The organism is Brevibacillus sp. (assembly GCF_003521185.1).
Lineage (GTDB): Bacteria > Bacillota > Bacilli > Brevibacillales > Brevibacillaceae > Brevibacillus > Brevibacillus parabrevis.
The window spans coordinates 1-17,732 of sequence record NZ_DOTK01000032.1; the positions used below are offsets into that span (position 1 = coordinate 1).

Below are 17,732 nucleotides of genomic sequence, written 5' to 3' on the forward strand. Positions count from 1 at the left end.
CTTGGCTTGACAATCCGTCTTGTAAATAAAAGAAAAATAAATTAATAATTACAAATTTTTAACTCACCTTTCTTCTTACATAAAAAAAGCCAACCTCGCAGGAATGACTCCCCCTGCGACGCTGGCTTTCTTCGTTGTTGCGCCATTGGCTTTATCGCTTTTTTACTTCTTCAAATCCTCAATCGACGTAATATCCATGTAAGTCGGAACAGCCAGACCCAGCTTGGTTCCTTCCAGATTCGGGCCGAGGTCTTCTACGTCTTTTCCGAGCTTCTCCATGTAGTCAGCATGTGTTGTTGGCAGCCAAGCTGCAACCATGCCGTCCACATCGCCGTTGGATACGCCTACCCACATCGGGCCAGCTTCTACTTGGCTCAGTTCAACTTTGTAGTTCAGCTTTTGCTCCAGAACAGTTTTCACCACATTCGTGCTGGCAATCTCGGAATCCCAGGCGACATAGGCAAGCGTCAGCTTTTGACCATTGGCTGGCTGTACGCCTTCCACCCATTTGCTCACAGTAGCTTCGTTTGCTTTCACCCACTCTGCTGCTGCCTCTTCCGGTTTTTTGCCGCCTTCGATGTCCAGCATCACTTTCTCCATGTCGGCTGGCGTCCAGGAAAATTTATCGAGGAAAGCGTACGCGCTTGGCTGTTCTTCCTTCAAGCCTTTCCGCACGACCGTATGAATTTGCTCATCTTTTCCGTAAACTCCTTTTGGGTCCTCCAAGTATTTCATTTCAAACTTGGAAAACATCCAGTGCGGCGTCCAGCCCGTCACGATAATCGGCTTCTTGTCTTTATAGGCTTGGGTCAAAGCTGCCGTCATCGCGGCACTGGAGCCTTCGACCAGCTCCCAGTCTTTTAGCTCGTAGTCTTTGAGCACTTTCTCGGTCGCTTTCATCAAGCCTGCCCCTGGGTCGATCCCGATGATTTTATGATCGACTGCGGCGCCTACACCGTTGGATGCAGCCGAACCGTTGTTGCTGCTGGTTGATCCGTTACCCTCGGAGCTGCCCGCACTTGAGCAGCCCGCCATGACCAATCCAAGTCCCAATGCGACAGCCAAACCTTTCCACGTTGCTTTTTTCATGAAAACCCCTCCTACGCTTTTTTTCTCTTTCCTACTCCTTGCGTGATGCGGTCCAGCAAAATCGCCATAATGACGATGGCAAGTCCCGCTTCGAAGCCTTCCCCGATCTTGATCTGCGTCACGGCGCGGTATACGTCGGCACCCAGTCCTTTCGCCCCAATCATCGAGGCGATGACGACCATGGACAGCGCCAGCATGATGCTCTGGTTGATCCCTGCCATGATCGTCGTTTTGGCGATCGGCAGTTGCACCTTCGTCAGCTTTTGCCAATAAGTCGAACCAAACGCCTCCGTAGCCTCGATCAAGTCCGCCGGCACCTGGCGAATCCCCAGATTGGTCAGACGAATCGTCGGCGGCATCGCGAAAATGACGGAAGCGATTACGCCCGGCACTTTCCCCAGTCCGAAGAAAAAGATCGCAGGAATCAAATACACAAACGCGGGCATCGTCTGCATGAAATCAAGCAGCGGCGTTACGACCTTTTGCACGGAATCACTTTTCGCGCACCAGATTCCCACGGGAATCCCGATAATGACGGAAATGAGTCCGGCTGTCAGCACCAGCGCAAGTGTTTCCATTGAATGCTCCCAATAACCCAAGTTTTGAATCAAAAGAAGTCCAATGAAAGTAAAAAGAGCGATAGACAGCTTGCCAGCCCGATACGCCAGCAGTGTAAGCAAGATGATAATCACCCAGAACGGCAGTCCGGTCAAAATCAGATTGAAAAAGTCGACCGTCCCGCCAATGCATGTCGAAATGAAATCGAACAAAAAGCCCAAATGTTCGTCCAGTCCATCTACAATCGTTTCTACCCAACTATCGAGGGGCAGCTTCGGAAAAAATTGATCCATCATTCATCCACCTGCCCTTCTTCATTTACCGGCAGTGGCGTTTCCTGGTTTACTTTTCCCGCTAATCCGCCCAACACGGCACCTTTTACGATGACACCCAGGAGGCGGTCATGATCGCCTGTCACTGCCACCGGAATATCCGAAAAAGCGACCAAGTCAAACAGTTCATTCAGGAGCGTTTGCGGCCCTACCTTCGGAACTTCGGTACGAAGCACCCACTCCAACGATTGGCCCTGTTCTTTTGCCTGGCTGACCGCATCTGCGGTCAAAACGCCGAGGAGCGTCTTCTTCTTGTCTACTACATACAAGCTGGATACACCGCGATCCCTCATCAACTGCAAGGCAACGCGCGGCCCTTTATCCAACGTAATCGTCTCGGCCCGCTTCATGACGTTCTCTGCGGAGAGCACCTTGGAACGATCCACGTCCTCCACGAAGCGCTCCACGTACTCGTTGGCCGGATTGGTCATAATTTCTTCCGGTGTGCCGATCTGGACGATCGCTCCGTCCTTCATCAAGGCAATCCGGTCACCGATTTTTAGCGCCTCATCGAGATCGTGCGTAATGAAGATGATCGTCTTTTGCATGGTGCTTTGCAGCTCCAGCAGTTCGTCCTGCATGTCCTTGCGAATGAGCGGGTCAAGTGCGCTGAATGCTTCGTCCATCAACAGCACATCCGGCTCATTGGCAAGTGCACGCGCCAGACCGACGCGCTGCTGCATTCCTCCGCTAAGCTGATCAGGATAGCTCGCTTCCCAGCCGCCCAGTCCGACCAGTTCCAGCGATTGCTTCGCCTTGGCCTCGCGCTCTGCTTTGGCCATTCCTTGAATCTCCAGGCCATATGCTGCGTTTTCCAGGACGGTCCTGTGCGGAAACAGGGCAAACTTTTGAAATACCATCCCGAGCTTCTTTCTTCTGACCTGTTGCAGCTGTTCTGTGTTCATCCTGACGATATCCGTACCGTCGATCAGGATTTTGCCTTCCGTCGGTTCGATCAGTCGGTTCAAGAGTCGAACCAATGTCGATTTCCCGCTACCCGAAAGCCCCATGATGACGAAAATTTCGCCGGCGTGCACCTCAAAACTCGCTTGGTTAACCCCAAGGGTAAGACCCGTTTCCTTCAATATATCTGTCTTGGCCTTCCCTTGTTTCACGAGGGGCAATGCGCGTTGGGGCTGTCGTCCAAAGATTTTGGTCAAATTCTCTACTTTGATCTTGGGCATATGGTCACCTCCAACTTTTACGCCCGTATCCGGACTGTTCTTTACCCTTACAATTGTAACCAGCCCACTTTTTTACCTCAAACTGGGTGAGGCTCGATAATCGGGCATTTTCAGCGTTCAGAAAAAACTTTACGTACTTTTCTTTCTGTATTCGCAGTTTATCTCGTATATACTGTTTGATATCTCCATTTACATTTTGCTGTAAGGAACGTACAATTCTAGTCAGGTAATATGACTAGAGGAGCTGCTTTTTTCAAAATGGATACGAATCAGGAAAGAATCCTCGAAAAGGCTCAAGAACGCGTGATTGAAACACTTGCCCGCAACATGGATTTGTATGGCATCACCATGTCGACGGGGCTCTTGTATGGCACGCTGCTGTTTCAGGACAAGTCGATGACGCTTGATGAAATGGGAGAAGCGCTGGGAATGAGCAAGACCAGCATGAGCACCGGCGTTCGCACCTTGATGGACTTAAATATGCTTGATGGACTTAAATATGGTAGAAAAGATATGGAAAAAAGGAACACGCAAAGACCACTACGAGGTCAATCTGGACTGGTACCAAAACTTCATCGACTTGTTTTCCGTGAAGTGGCGCCATGCCAGCGAGCAAAATGTGCACAGCCTGAAAAAGTCGCTTCAGGAGCTGCGCGCCCTCCAGCAATCCGAGGAGTTGACGGACGAGCTGCGAGAACGCGTGGAGCTTAGCATCCGCCGGATTGAAAACGGACTGGATTACTACTTGTGGCTATCGCGCCTGATCGACTCTTTTGAATCCCATGAAATTTTTCAGTTTGTGCCGAAAAAAGAAAGCGACTCGTAAAGACAGCTTTCTGACACATGCAACACAAACAGCCCCCATCCTTGACTGGCAGCCAGCAGGATGGGGGCTGTTTTTACCTTCCGTTCGATTGTTCAAAAAAATCCGAATGATAAAACGGGCGATGTGTTACAATGGTTCCAGCGGATGCAGCCGCCTCTGGCTGTCCCGCTGCCATAAGCGAAGGAGCTGATGAAATATGAAAACAAATACGCAACGGCATGCTCATAGATCGATGAAAACAACCAAGAAAGAAACGGGGGGACTGCCCCGGTAGCCCCTGCATTTTGAGGAGGAACGTGAATGACGCAAAAAACAGCTCTGCTCATTATTGACGTACAAGTAGGGATTGTGGAAGGCCCGATCGGCCCTGTTTATCAAAAGACCTCGCTCGTTCAGACGATCAAAAAGCTGAGGGAAGACGCTTGGAAAAGAGCGATTCCCGTCCTGTACGTGCAGGACACAGATGTCGCGGAGCTTGGCGCTGACGCTTACGCCATCCACCCCGAGCTTGCCCCGCTCCCGACGGAAACCGTGATTCTCAAACAAGCGACGGATGCTTTTCACGAGACCGATTTGCATGAACAACTGCAATCGCTCGGGATTACGCATCTCGTCATGACGGGCTGCAAAACGGAATTTTGCGTAGACAGCGCCTGCAAGCGAGCGACCACCTTGGGCTATGACGTCACACTCGTCAGTGACGGTCATTCCACAACCGACAACACCGTGCTGCGTGCAGAGCAAATTATCGCCCATCACAACGTATCGATGCATGGACTCGGGAACATCGGGCCGTTCATCCTCGTGCGCGATTCCACGGAAGATGTGCTTACACCTGCTCACGATACATATCGCTGATCCATCAGGCTCGTCTTTTCCGGAAGAAGCTGCCTGTCGCTCGCGATCAAAAAACGGGATGGCCCTCGCTGGCATCCCGTTTTTTACGTTTACTCGCCTTTTTGAATAATCTCCTGCACTCGTCCGACCTGGCCATTGGTCAAGCGAACCTTGATCCCGTGCGGATGCGTGCTGGAATTGGTCAAAATGTCCTTGACGATTCCCCGCGTCCGCACCCCTGTGCGCTGATCCTGCTTCAGGACGATATCCACTTCCAGTCCTGCTACGATATCTTTTCGATTTTTTCCGTTCATCGTCATCGCTTCCTCTCTTGTCTGTATAGCCTTTTCGTTCTTTGTTCCACCTATGATATAATCGACGGATAACCTTATTCACATCGGAGGAATCCATGCTTACTTTTGAACAAAAACTGGCGATTATCGAATCATTCCCGGAGTTGTCTCGCCACAACGTCTCGCTCAAACGGGTTAATTTTCACTACGAGGCAAGTCTTCACGACAAAAAGACAGTCGTTTACCATCTGCATCCGAACGGCAACGGCTTTGTGTTCGCAGCGTTTTTGAAGGGCTACCAAAAAGACGACAAAGGCTACGTAAACATTCGCGACTTCTCCGCAGACGAGCTGCGCCAAGTAATCGAAGCTTCCATCCAGTCGCTCTCCGTCAAGCGCGAGCCGCAGCAACCAGCAGCAGATGCCAGCGAACAAGTCGAACAAACCTGGGTCGACAAGCAAAACCGCACGCTGCTTTTACAGCAAGAAGATTCCCTGTGGAATGTCTACCACGGCATGAACCTGGAAGCTTCTTTTGAGTCTTACGTGGAAGCGGCGCAATATTTGAAGGAAGAAGGCTTTTCTCTTTCGTAAACTGCTTGTAACAGAGTTGTCACGTCCTGTTTTTTTCCTGCCTCCCAGTGCAATCCTTTCGTTGGAGAACCCCTCTTAATATGGTACACTTCCACCTAGCTAGATGTACAATACCTATTATGATCTGGCCCGGCAGTCTTCGAGACTGCGCAGGGCCTTCCCGAAAACAGGGGGATAATTCGGAATGATCAAATACAGGGACACCCTTCTTTTTCAAATTCACAAACAACTGGAAGGCTGGCTCGCTCAGGAAGAGCCTGTCTCCCATGAAGAATTATACCGTTTTGTCCACTCGCTGAAGGGTACAGCCGGAACGATTGGTTTGCACGATTTATCCGAGCTTTCCCAATCCTTGCTGGAACAACTGGACAAGCTGGAGGCGAAGGATTGGCCGACACACGAGTGGAGCGATTTTTTGCGAGAGCTGATCACTCTCTGCTACGAGCATCGGCCCGAGCAAGAGATTTTATTAGAGGACCCCACATTGCCGCAAGAATCCACCTACGAAAACCAGCCTCTTTTGCTCATTCTAGATGATGATGTGACGCTTTTGATGTACCTCAAGGAATATTTGGAGAAGCAAAACTGGTCCGTCATCGCCACTGTGTATCCGCACAAGGCACTCGACTACTTCCACGACCTTAACCCGGATTGCCTGATACTCGACTTGAACATCCCGGAAACAGGCGGTTTTCAAGTCATGCAAACACTCAGCGAGAAAATTAAAAAGCAATACGTCCCGACGACGATCATCAGCATTGATTGCGACCGGGACACTCGCATGCGCGCTTTTCGTCTGGGGGCGGACGACGTCATGTGCAAGCCGCTTGACCTGGAGGAATTGACGGTTCGGCTGGAACGGCAGTTGGGCAGAAAACGCTGGATGGATAAAATCTTGTTCATCGACGAATTGACGGGTGCGTTCAACCGCAATTCTCTTACGGACACATATCAACGGCTGCTGTCCGATTCGCTGCGAAATTCAACTCCGTTCTCGCTGGCCTTTATGGACATCGATCATTTCAAAAAGGTCAATGACACGCACGGGCACCTCGTAGGCGATGTTGTCTTGAGCCGATTCGCCTCTTTCATCAAGACAAACTCCGGGAAGTACGACATCTTTTTCCGTTATGGCGGGGAAGAATTTTTGCTGCTCATGCCAAGAACGTCCGGACAAGATGCAAAACTGCGCATCAAACAGCTGCTGGTCGACTTTCAGGCACTTTCTTTTGAATCGGCGGAAGGCAGCTTTTCTTTGAGCTTTTCGGCAGGAGTCGTGCAAATCGAGGATGGACAAAAGCCACTCTCGCACTGGATAGACGCCGCTGATACGGCTTTATACGCTGCGAAAAACAACGGGCGTTGCCGGGTAGAGATGGCCAAGCGCAACGACGATCCAGATACGCGCACCGTGAGACTGAAAGTGGCGATTATCGACGACGATTCCTTGACCCGCACTTTGCTCGCCGACTGCGCTCGCGCCAGTCTGGAAGGATGGATTCATACAGACATCCGAACGTTCCACGAAGGCGCCGCCTTTTTTGAATCGTCCTGGCATCAAGGTCCGGAAGCGTACCTTGTCATTTTGGACGGCATCATGCCACACATGGACGGGCTTGATGTCCTGAGACTGATCCGCGCCCTGCCCAACAGCAAGCAGTACACGGTGCTCATGCTGACGGGACGCAGCGGCGAACAGGATATTGCCCGCGCCCTGCAACTGGGTGCTGACGACTATATGACCAAGCCTTTCAGCATAAAAGAGCTGGAAGCGCGCATCAAACGTTTGATCAAACGAATGATGTAGGAATGACATGGAGGAAGAAAAATGGCAACGATCTTATTAGCCGAAGACGAAGCAGTGCTGCGCATGCTGATCGGGGATACGCTTGAAGATGAAGGCCATCAGCTCGATATCGTCTGCGACGGTGAGGAAGCCTTGCAAAAAATTGGCCAGAATCAGTACGATTTGGTCATTCTCGATTACATGATGCCCAAGCTGACAGGTTTTGACGTCTTGACGCAGATGAAACAAATGCCTGAGAAACAGTCTGTGAAAGTGCTCATCCTGTCCGCAAAAAGCCAGCATGCCGAACAGGAAAAAATGCGCTCTGCCGGGGCGGACGACTTCATGCCCAAGCCGTTCAGCCCGCTGGAGCTGGTCCGCAAAGTGGAGGACATGCTCGCATGACTTCATTTCGAAAATACGTAAGGGAAAGCATTACCCGCCGCTTCGCCATCATGATGATTCTCTTTTTCTCGCTGATGGTCGCCGGGGCGCTGGTCGTGCAGATGCTGAACGATCAAGCCTTTACAAACTTTCAATCAGCCGCGCAAACTTCCAGACAGAAGCAGGAGCTGATTACGCAAATCTCGGAGCATACGAACCAGATTTTCTTTCGTGCCCGCGGCTATTATGCCTTTTTAAGCCCATATGAATACAATGAATTGTTCCTCGAAAAGAAAAAGCTGGAACAGTCGCTTCATGCTTTCAAGCAGCTTCCGCTCAGCAGCGAAGAACTTAAAATTGCCACATCCATCGAATCATTTGTAGACAATTTTTTCACCCGCGTCTTCCCTACCTCGTCAGGGTATGCACAGTCGGGTGATTACGAAGGTTTGCGCAAATTTTCGTCCAGCGGGGTAAACATGGAGGTCAACAATTTGATCAGCTATGCCACCCGCTATCAGCAAACGAATGAGCAGCTCATTTCGATGCAAAACCAGCAGTTGTTCCAGGAACTGTCTGCCCAAAGCTTGTGGTTCATCATTTACGTGCTGATGGCTCTTTTGGTATTGATCTGGGTAACGATCAAAACGACGCGCGATATCGGCCGACCGTTGATGCGGCTGACTGCCGATGCCAACCGCTTTTCGCTTGGGGAGACGCCGCAGTTGAACGGCTTGGAGCGTGACGATGAGATCGGCAAGCTCTCCCGCTCTCTCGACTACATGATGCGGCAAATCCAGAACAAAGAAGAGGCGCTGATGGCGCAAAACGAAGAGCTGCAAGCCCAACAGGATGAACTCGTGATGCAGCAAGAGGAACTGACGGAAGCGCTGGAAAAAATGGCGGAGAACGAGCGCCATCTGGAGAAAAAGAACCAGTTTATTCTCGCGCTCACGAATACATTGGACAAGCAAACGCTTCTGTCGAGCATTGTATCCAACGCTGTGGACAGCATGGAGGCAGACAAAGGCGTCATTCTCGTGCTCGATGCCGATCGGGCTGTTGCCAGTTTCGGTGTGTCTCCGCAAGGAATCGAGCAGCTTTTGCAAGGGATTGAAGACGGTCCGCTCGTGCGCATCAAGGAAACGCACCAACCGTATGTCATCAATCGCGAAAGCACCATGGGAGAGCGCGGTTTCCTCATGACCCCTTCCCGCACGTACGAGCTGTATCTGCCTGTTTTGGACTCGAACGAAGAAGTCGTGGCCTGCATCATTCTTGCCCGGATTGACCGCAAGTTTTCCGAGCATGAGCAACAGGTGGCAATCGGCTTGGCCAAACAAGTCTCGTTGTCATTGGACAAGCTCGCCATGTTCGAGGAGACAAAACGGCAACGTCAAGTCACGCAAGACATGCTCGATTCGGTGCAGGAAGGGATTCAGTTGCTCGATCTCGACGGCGGAACGCTACAGGTCAACCGCACCTTCCGCGACCTTATCGGCTTTGATAACTCGCACTCAACAGCGGATTTCAACATCGATCCGTTTCTCGCCCATTTGCAAAGCTGTACGGCGGAACCAAACCGTCTCGCCCAGTATATAAAAGCGGTCACACTGAACGAGGGAGATCCGCAGGAGGACAGCATTGTTTTCGAACTGACCTCCCCTACCAAGCGCTATATTCAGCTGTATGCCGAGCATCTGTACCGCTCGTCCCACAAATGGGGCACTCTCTTGGTCTATCGGGACATCACGAAGGAATACGAGATTGACCAGATGAAATCGGAATTTGTCAGCACGGTAAGCCACGAGTTGCGCACTCCGCTCGCCAGCGTGCTCGGTTTTGCCGAGCTTTTGCTGCACAAAGACTTGAAACCGGAAAGACAGCAGCGCTACATGACGGCTATTTATCAGGAAGCGACGAGACTGACGACCTTGATCAACGATTTTCTTGACTTGCAGCGCATGGAATCCGGCCGCCAAAGCTATGAGTTTGAAAAAGTCGAGATCGACTCCCTCGCCCGCGAAGTGTTTGGGATGTACCGTGCCCAATCTACGCCGCATTCGTTTGAGCTTGAGCTGCAAACGGAGCAAACGACCATCTGCGGAGATCGCGACAAGCTTCGCCAGGTGCTGGTCAACCTGATCAGCAATGCGGTCAAGTATTCACCGGACGGCGGAAGCATCCGCGTCGTTATTCGTGAAGCAAACCAAAAGCTGTTGATCGAGATTCACGATGAAGGGCTGGGCATCCCTGCGGAAGCTCTCCCTCATCTGTTTACCCGTTTTTATCGCGTAGACAATTCCGATCGCCGGGAGATTGGCGGTACGGGCCTCGGGCTTGCCATCGTTCAGGAGATCGTGCGCATCCACCACGGCGAGGTCACCGTTGCTTCCGAGGCTGGAAAAGGCAGTACGTTTACGGTCGCCCTTCCTTTGCCGGAGCCGGCGGTCCGTGCCGAGCTGTTGGCGAACAACGCAGCCGCGGCGCTCGCTCCTTCCGGCCAGTCCAACGGAAAAGTCGTGATTATCGAGGACGACATGAATCTGGCCGAGCTTTTGCGTGAGGAACTGCTCAGCTCAGGCTTCACGGTCTATCCTTGTTCTACGGCCCAAGAGGCGCTCGCCGCCATTTCGGAGCTGCGTCCGGACGCCGTTGTCCTCGATCTGATTTTGCAAGATGGAGAAAGCGGTTGGCAGGTCATTGAAGCGATGCGGGAAAATCCCGAGCTGCAAACGATCCCGATCGTCATCTCCAGCGCTTTTGAAGAGAAGAAAAAAGCGTTTGACCTGGGGGCCAAGGGCTACTTGATCAAACCTTACCACCCCGACACATTGTCGAAAGCGATCTTGCTCGCTGTGACCAGCCATGAAACGACCGGGCAAATTTTGATCCCGGATCAACTGTAATCCTTTCATAGAAAAAAGGCAGCGGATGCGTTCCGTTGCCTTTTTTCTGTGAAAAACGTCTCGACGTTTTTCATGAAATGGGATGTGACCGCTTGCGGTCAACAAAACGGTCATGACCGTTTTGGGCAGTTATTTCCTTTCTTTTATGCAGTCGGGCAGAAAATCTTGGTATATTCATGGACTTTCCATCACACATTAATAGAGGTGTTACTGTAAGCACGATGCCCTGCAAAGGAGGAGTTCATGTGTATTTCTCGAAAAAAGCAATTGTTCCGGTCGAAGAAGAGGAAACAGATGTATGGACGTGCAGCAATGATGGGTGTACGTGCTGGATGAGAGATAACTTTTCCTTTGACAAGAGCCCGAGCTGCCCTTTTTGCCATTCCGAAATGATTAAAGATACCCGGGTGCTTCCGGTTTTGACCAATCACAGCAAGCGAAACTCCTAATCTCTCCCCTCTTTTTTCTTGCGGGCACCCGCCCTCTTCTCTACAATTAAGCACATAACGTGTACGACTGATTGTTAGAGGAGCATATCTATGAACCGAAAAGAGATGGAAGATCAAGTCATCCAGGCTTACCAGCGCGACGAAGGAATGATGATTCTCGTCTTTGCCCAATGGTGTGTCAACCATGGGCTTGATGCACGTGAGCTGTATCGGGCCGCTTATCCCGCTCAAGGCGAAAATCCACTGCTCGCGCAAATGCTGGAAAACACGGTACCGAAAGAGGAAGCAGAAGAAATCCCTGACGCCACCATCCTCGGTGTCCTGTCGCTCTTTGGCAACGATGATCTGGCCTTCGTGGTCAGCCAAGCGATTGAGGAGCGGAACAAGCCGCAAAAATAAGGCCGAAAGCCACGCACAGGCGTGGCTTTTTTCCTGTCTTCCCAAACATTGGCTTGCACAGATCGCAAAGATCAAATCTCTTTCAAAATTTCATTATCTAAGATAGACGCATTCGCAATTTATTGTGTTGGCTGTCCGCAGGGTTGGACGCAGACGACTCGCCAGACGACGAACAAGTAAATGGAGAATGCCTATGTATACCGATTCGAAAATTTTGAAATCGCTGTTTTACGTCCAGTTGTTCTCAAGCTTTCTGGTCGTGGTCGGCCATTTTACTGCTTCTGTGCTGTATTTCAACGATCCGTTCTGGGTGGTCGCTCTCAATCAGATCAGTCGCTACGGCACTGTGCTTTTGACGATCGCCACCGGCTATTTGACCGCTTACTCGTTTGAGGCAAAAAGCCCGACGCCCCGCGACTTTTTTACGGGCAAGCTCCTGTACATTTTCTTGCCTTACCTGGTTTCCGGTATTCTGTACCACTATTTGCTGAAAAAAGAGATGCCGCATACGACCCTTGATTTCACAAACATCCTGATGGGGAAAACCGGCGATCATCTTTATTTTGTGTTCATGATTTGCCAGTATTACGTGTTTGCTTACTTTTTCCACAACTGGATTACCAAACGCAACATTTTGTATGTCATCTGGCTTCTGCTCGCCGTGCAATACGTCTACATCAACTATTTGCACAAAGGCTGGCTGGAGCTGTCGACGCGGCACATGCTGCCCAGTTGGATTTTCACGCTGTACATGGGCCATCTGTTGTACTGGTACCGGGAGACGATTTTGTCCTTTTTGCGAAACAATCGCTCTATCCTGATGCTGCTTACAGGGATCGCGACCGCTGCCGCCATGTTTTTTGTCGTTTCCAGCAAGCTGTACGTGGCGGTGCATCTGACTTTTGTCTTTGCTACCTTGCTGTCTTTTCTCGTGCTGATGGTCTTTTTCCTGGAATTGGTCGATCATCTGCGTCTCAAGTTTCGCAAAGGTTTGACGTACTTTATTTTCCTGTTTCACTCCGCTTTTTTGATCCTGTTCAAAGATTTTCTGTTTGAGCAGTACGGCGAAGTCGCCTGGGTGTTCCAAAACACCTGGTACTCGCTTTTGTACCTGGGCTTGATCTTCGGGTGCAGCTTCCTGCTCTCCCTCCTGTTGGTCTGGCTGGTCAAAGGGCTGGAGCAGTTGGGCCGATTCGCCGGGAAAGCGCGAAGGGAGCGGCTACAGTAAGCGTGTGTCTTGCTTGCTTTTTGTCCCATTCGGTAGACAGTAAACAAAGGGTTCATGCTGTCATGGATTCAGTCACTGTCGACCGGGTGGGACTTTTTTTGTCAGGAAAAAGGAGGATACTACGCTGGGGCCATCCATTTGCATCGTGTGGAGGAAAATAAAAAAAGCCATCAAAGTTGATAGCTTTTTTTGTATGATACGTATCGCCTTGCTTTGAATCTTATGTAAACTTGACTCTCCTGATCGCTTACGTGGTTAAGGAGACATCGATTTCCTGGTTCCGGTTATTTGCCCGAATGATTTTTTGCAACTCTTCCTCATTCAAGCTCTTGATCATGGTCACAAAATTCGCTGCGATTTCAGCATCAAACTGGGTGCCGGCTCCTTCCTGAATCCGCCTCAAGGCTTCTTCCACGGACATGCCTTTCCGGTAAGGACGATCAGAAACCATGGCGTCAAAAGCGTCACAGACAGCCAGTATGCGGGCTATGAGCGGGATTTCGTTTCCTTTGAGCTTATCGGGATATCCTGTCCCGTCAACCCGCTCATGATGCCAGCGAATGGCAGGGAGCAGCTCGGGGAAAACCGACGTCCTTTTCAAAATCTCGTACCCGATGACCGGATGCTCCTTGATGCGTTCAAACTCCTCTTTGGACAGAGCGCCTTCCTTGTTTAAGATGTTGTCTTCTATACCGATTTTGCCAATGTCGTGAATGATCCCGCCATAGTAAACTTCCGTCGACTGCTTTGGCGGAAGTCCCATGAATTTTGCTGTTTCTCTCCCCCAGTGCGCGACGCGAAACGAGTGTCCGAGCGTGTATGGATCGCGCGCATCGATCGATGCCGCCAGGGCGATCAAGAACGAATCATTCAGGTTTTTGATCTCTTCCATCTTTTTCTGCTGATCGCTTATACTCGCAAAATACTGATGGAAAACCGAGCGAAGCAGCAAAACCGTCCCTAGCAATATCGTCAAGGAATACCCCTCGTAAGCTCCTACAAATCGCGCCCCTATCTCCCCCACTGCCATGAGCAGGAGATAAGTCATGCTGCCGCCTTGCAACATGCTTTTTATAATGACTTGAAAAGACACCTCTCTAAAATAGGAAATGCCGGCCGCGGCCAAAAGAGTGTTGCTCAGCCAGTAGACCAGGATCAGCCCGATATCCGTCAGAAACCAATAGTCAGGATAATAGGTACGGAAAAACTGATCCAAAGTTCCGACCAGCCAAACCGTAATCAAGACTTGGCCACTATTTGCGAGAGCTCTCGATACTTTCGATTTGAATATAAACGAAATGATGATAATCTCCAAAAGCGCTGACCAGACGCCGATCCAGGTGCCATACAGGACAATTCCCGAGAATATCACGGCATTGTTCAAGGTTAAAGGCGAATTTAGCGTGCGAATGGGAGTAAACGAGCTGACCAAGGTCAAAATGGTGTAAGTCGCCATGACTCCCCAATGTTCATTCACACCCCAAGAGGTAATGATTGAAATGATCACCAGCAGCCCGGCTACCGGAAATAAGCATTGAACAAGTAATCCTAGAGCAAAATGACTAAAGTTCTTGGTTGGTTTCATGGATTTTACCCTCGCGGAGTCTGATTAGAGATATTGGTTTTCCCATTACGCGTTGTACAAGCAAGAACGCGCCTATCATAATGAAAATATCGCCAATACTGATGACTCTTGCAATTGGGAACGGCATAAACATTATGTCTGTCAAAAATGGCAAATTGGTTGAATTATCCAAAACCGAGTGCTTGAAATCGGTCCCGTTTACAATCGGATCGACCGAGTATTTCAGCTTCTTTGCAAGTTCGAGGTCAATGGGCATTTTCCCAAAGTTCGACCAGATTGCGATCGCATTAAAGAACCAGCCAATCATGAAAAATCTGATATCTTCATGCTCTCTGTTGGAATAGAAGAAGATGAGTAGACACAAATACGCAACTGAGACAAAAACTCTTCCCCACGTTGGCATGAGCGCGGATAGAATCTGCAAAAGCACAGCGATTCCAAAAACAGAAAATTTATTAAATTTTGGTAATTCTTTTATTCTGCCTCCCCGTATCAATGCCACAACAAAAGAGATGAATATAATATCTAGCAACATGATAGAACCATCCTCCGATACAGTAAAAAAACACCACTAAGAAGCGGTGTTTTCTTACTTCATTCACGCTGTTATGTAATATGCCAGTTTGCAGATGTTGCTCCTACGATTGCCGCAACGAGGAGAAATGCGTAAACTATTTTTTTCATAAAGACATCCCCCTTTTGTATGGTATAAACATGCATTACAATTGAATTGGTATACATATCCATAATAGAGTGCTACGTAGCTGCTACGATCAATTTTACAGTATTAGCCAACTATCGACATTAGTTATCTTAACCTATTTTCAGCACTCTACCTCTGTTTACCTTAGGTATATTTTCCCCCTACTTCATCGGAATTTCAATAGGGAATGTCGTTTTCATAGCTTGTTTTCATAATTTTACCTATTGTATAAAAGAATGCAGTCTTGATCGCTCATTTGCCCTTAGTGCTTTTTCTCTATTCTTCCTGGTTAATGCGGTCCAGGTCGACATGTATGCATATGGGAAATGTTGAATCTAGCAGGAGTTACTGCCATGTCGGGAAAAGGTAGCTCTGGCTGTAGTCAGCATGTTCAGCGGCGCACGTATTGGCGCTGGTCGAGCGTGAGCCATTCCCAGCTTGGAAACTGCTTTTGGGGATTCTTGCCCATCTTAACCGAGAAGCGCTCTCTTGAAAAGCCTGTAACCGGGACAAAAGCCCGGATGTTCCTTGCAGACTCTAGCCAATTTTACAACAAAAATCGCGTTCAGAAAACTCGGCGACCTCTCCCCCGCAGATTACAAGGAAGCGACCGCCGTATCATTCGAGCCTTTTTCGTTGTCCACTCGACAGGGAGATGCGCATAAGCTTAGCCGCAAATGCAGGTCGTTTTGATTGCGCTGGCTGATCAAGTATGTCTGAAGTACATGGAAAAGACCGTCTGCTGATCAGACGACTCGCATGCGATCATCCCGCCATGGCGCTCGATGATCTCCTTGCAAACGTACAACCCGATCCCCGTTCCCAGCTCTTTCGTTGTAAAGAACGGCTCGAAGATGACTGACAGCAGGTCGGGCGGGATGGGAGCGCCATTGTTGGAAATCGTGATCACGGCCATTTCTTCGGTTTGGGCCCCTTTGATCGCCACTTCTTTCTCCCCGTTTTTCCGTTGCAGCGCGTCCAGGGCATTGGAAATGATGTTGATGAACACTTGCCTCATCTCGTCCCTGTAGCCGACCAAAAGCAGGGCAGGGTCAATCGAGCACGTAATGTGCGCGTTGACATCCACGATGTTTGGATAGAGGAAGGACAAAATCTCCTCGAACAGTAGAGCTATGCTAAAGACTTCTGTTTTTTTATGTACAGCTCCCTTTTTGGATACAAGCAAAAATTGGGAGACACGGTAGTTCAGCTGATGAAGCTCGTTCTCGATAATATCCACGTACGGCAGGTTCGGGTAATCTTCTTTTAGCAATCGGGAAAATCCCATAATGGAAGTTAGCGGATTGCGAAATTCATGGACAAAGCTCGAAGCCATCTGTCCCAAGATCGTCAGCCTGTCTTTGTGAGACCGCTCAATAAACAGCTTCTTTTCCTCCAGATCGCTGTCTTTCAGTTCGGTATATTTGGACACGGCATGCACCAGAAAGACATCGAAGCATTCGTTTATTTTAATGAGTGCTGGAAGCAGAGCATTTGGAGAAAAGGGGCCTTTTTGCAAGGTATCAATCACCAGCTCACGCCCCATGCAGACGTTAAAAACAAAATCGCCAATGTTAATTTGGGCTTGATTCCGCTCATGTGCTACTTTATAGGCAAGATCCTTGATGTCCTCATGAGTAATCTTCGAACGAAGATATCCGGCCACCATGCGATACATGGCTTGTCCGTTCAAAGGAATAATCTCGTTGAACTGATCGTGCTCAGCCACCTTAATCCGTCTCCTGAACTCTTCCACTGCCGCATCCTCATGCTCGTCCAAATATAGTGCCAAGTCGTCCATCGCCATCTATCCCCACTCCGAATGATCGGCATACTAATTCCGATAATATTATACTATCGATTCAACATTTATTGACTAAATATTTTTACTACTCCTATCATTGTACACCGTTCGACGCTGAATTACATTTGAAAGTCATTCTTATTGAGAAAACAGCTGAGAAAACTTTTTACGGGGCGACAGAATCGGTGCGCTGTTTTTTTCGAATAAAAAAGCAAAGGGACGGTTGCTCGTTCCGTCCCTTTGCCTGTAAAGCTTTAGTTTAGTCTGACAATAGTTAGCGTGGCCCCGGCGCCAGTCAACAGCGTAGCTGCTCCCAACAGGCCGAAGAGCTGAAGCGTGATCGTCGAGTTCGCTCCCAACGGGGCAATGATTGTGTTGTGGAAGGAAGAGAGGGACAGCGTTGGTGCAACGATTGACGGAGTGAATGGAGAGCCGTTAATGACAAGACGTGTACTGACCAGCAAAGCGGCTGTCGTATTGATCGAATACGACAAGAGGTAATTCCCCGCTGATGGCACGGTAAAGGTGGTGTTGGCGCCATTGACGGTTACACCGTTCAGGATCTGATTGTTGGGCAAAGGTACGTTCGTGCCGCCCAATACAACTGCGATGAGCGCCCCGCTTGTATTTGCACCGAACGCGTTGATGTTTGTGAAGACGGTTCCGGTGGCGCCTGTTGGGCCGGTGGGTCCTGTTTCTCCGGTGGCGCCTGTGGCTCCGGTTGCTCCCGTGACTCCAGTTGCTCCAGTTGCTCCAGTTGCTCCCGTAGCTCC

17 protein-coding genes are annotated in these 17,732 nt (G+C 49.8%); 9 read left to right on the plus strand and 8 right to left on the minus strand.

Annotated elements, in window-relative coordinates:
- Positions 1-162: 162 nt before the first annotated feature.
- The 3 genes from DEP07_RS07770 to proV are packed head-to-tail and all read right to left on the minus strand — an operon-like array spanning position 163 to position 3,163.
- A complete protein-coding gene (locus DEP07_RS07770; RefSeq protein ID WP_122966542.1) occupies positions 163-1,089 on the minus strand; it encodes a glycine betaine ABC transporter substrate-binding protein in 927 nt (308 codons plus the stop codon).
- Positions 1,090-1,100: 11 nt separating this feature from the next.
- Complete coding sequence (locus DEP07_RS07775; protein ID WP_122966541.1) at positions 1,101-1,940, minus strand: ABC transporter permease; 840 nt, start codon at positions 1,938-1,940, stop codon at positions 1,101-1,103.
- Positions 1,940-3,163 (minus strand): glycine betaine/L-proline ABC transporter ATP-binding protein ProV, encoded by a 1,224-nt coding sequence (gene proV / locus DEP07_RS07780; protein ID WP_122966540.1) that lies wholly within the window; start codon positions 3,161-3,163, stop codon positions 1,940-1,942. Before proV ends, DEP07_RS07775 begins: the two co-directional genes overlap by 1 nt.
- 499 nt (positions 3,164-3,662) lie before the next feature.
- On the opposite strand from proV, the gene DEP07_RS27800 reads away from it, so the two are divergent.
- On the plus strand, positions 3,663-3,989 hold the full coding sequence (locus DEP07_RS27800; RefSeq protein WP_429827523.1) for a hypothetical protein: 327 nt from the start codon (positions 3,663-3,665) through the stop codon (positions 3,987-3,989).
- A gap of 300 nt (positions 3,990-4,289) precedes the next feature.
- On the plus strand, positions 4,290-4,847 hold the full coding sequence (locus DEP07_RS07790) for a cysteine hydrolase family protein (protein ID WP_122966539.1): 558 nt from the start codon (positions 4,290-4,292) through the stop codon (positions 4,845-4,847).
- 89 nt (positions 4,848-4,936) lie between these two features.
- Here the strand turns inward: DEP07_RS07790 and DEP07_RS07795 are convergent, their stop codons facing one another.
- On the minus strand, positions 4,937-5,140 hold the full coding sequence (locus DEP07_RS07795) for a YwbE family protein (protein WP_274874400.1): 204 nt from the start codon (positions 5,138-5,140) through the stop codon (positions 4,937-4,939).
- Positions 5,141-5,235: 95 nt separating this feature from the next.
- Between DEP07_RS07795 and DEP07_RS07800 the strand changes: the two genes are divergently transcribed.
- The 7 genes from DEP07_RS07800 to DEP07_RS07830 all read left to right on the plus strand — a co-directional run bounded on the left by DEP07_RS07800 (position 5,236) and on the right by DEP07_RS07830 (position 12,867).
- Positions 5,236-5,712 carry a hypothetical protein gene (locus tag DEP07_RS07800; protein WP_122966538.1) on the plus strand — a complete coding sequence of 159 codons (477 nt, stop codon included), beginning with the start codon at positions 5,236-5,238 and terminating at the stop codon, positions 5,710-5,712.
- A gap of 184 nt (positions 5,713-5,896) precedes the next feature.
- Positions 5,897-7,519, plus strand: a complete 1,623-nt coding sequence (locus tag DEP07_RS07805) for a response regulator (RefSeq protein WP_122966537.1) — start codon at positions 5,897-5,899, stop codon at positions 7,517-7,519.
- Between the two features lie 21 nt (positions 7,520-7,540).
- Complete coding sequence (locus DEP07_RS07810; RefSeq protein WP_122966536.1) at positions 7,541-7,903, plus strand: response regulator transcription factor; 363 nt, start codon at positions 7,541-7,543, stop codon at positions 7,901-7,903.
- The gene (locus DEP07_RS07815; protein ID WP_287102339.1) at positions 7,900-10,791 is read left to right on the plus strand and encodes an ATP-binding protein; all 2,892 of its coding nucleotides are present in this window, start codon (positions 7,900-7,902) and stop codon (positions 10,789-10,791) included. The genes DEP07_RS07810 and DEP07_RS07815 overlap by 4 nt, the downstream gene beginning before the upstream one ends.
- Before the next feature lie 245 nt (positions 10,792-11,036).
- Positions 11,037-11,240: a cold-shock protein gene (locus DEP07_RS07820; protein ID WP_063226749.1), complete on the plus strand. Its 204-nt coding sequence runs from the start codon at positions 11,037-11,039 to the stop codon at positions 11,238-11,240.
- 90 nt (positions 11,241-11,330) lie between these two features.
- On the plus strand, positions 11,331-11,639 hold the full coding sequence (locus DEP07_RS07825) for a hypothetical protein (protein WP_122966534.1): 309 nt from the start codon (positions 11,331-11,333) through the stop codon (positions 11,637-11,639).
- A gap of 193 nt (positions 11,640-11,832) precedes the next feature.
- Positions 11,833-12,867 carry an acyltransferase family protein gene (locus tag DEP07_RS07830; protein WP_287102340.1) on the plus strand — a complete coding sequence of 345 codons (1,035 nt, stop codon included), beginning with the start codon at positions 11,833-11,835 and terminating at the stop codon, positions 12,865-12,867.
- 247 nt (positions 12,868-13,114) lie between these two features.
- Here DEP07_RS07830 and DEP07_RS07835 read toward each other — a convergent pair whose 3' ends face one another.
- The 4 genes from DEP07_RS07835 to DEP07_RS07850 form a co-directional block, all read right to left on the minus strand.
- A complete protein-coding gene (locus DEP07_RS07835) occupies positions 13,115-14,452 on the minus strand; it encodes an HD-GYP domain-containing protein (RefSeq protein WP_122966532.1) in 1,338 nt (445 codons plus the stop codon).
- A complete protein-coding gene (locus tag DEP07_RS07840; RefSeq protein ID WP_122966531.1) occupies positions 14,430-14,987 on the minus strand; it encodes a DUF5317 domain-containing protein in 558 nt (185 codons plus the stop codon). The genes DEP07_RS07835 and DEP07_RS07840 overlap by 23 nt, the downstream gene beginning before the upstream one ends.
- An 874-nt stretch (positions 14,988-15,861) precedes the next feature.
- Positions 15,862-16,962, minus strand: a complete 1,101-nt coding sequence (locus tag DEP07_RS07845) for a histidine kinase N-terminal domain-containing protein (RefSeq protein ID WP_281869711.1) — start codon at positions 16,960-16,962, stop codon at positions 15,862-15,864.
- A gap of 251 nt (positions 16,963-17,213) precedes the next feature.
- Positions 17,214-17,732, minus strand: a 519-nt coding sequence (locus DEP07_RS07850; protein ID WP_441299846.1) for a BclA C-terminal domain-containing protein, incomplete at its 5' end; no start/stop codon positions are given.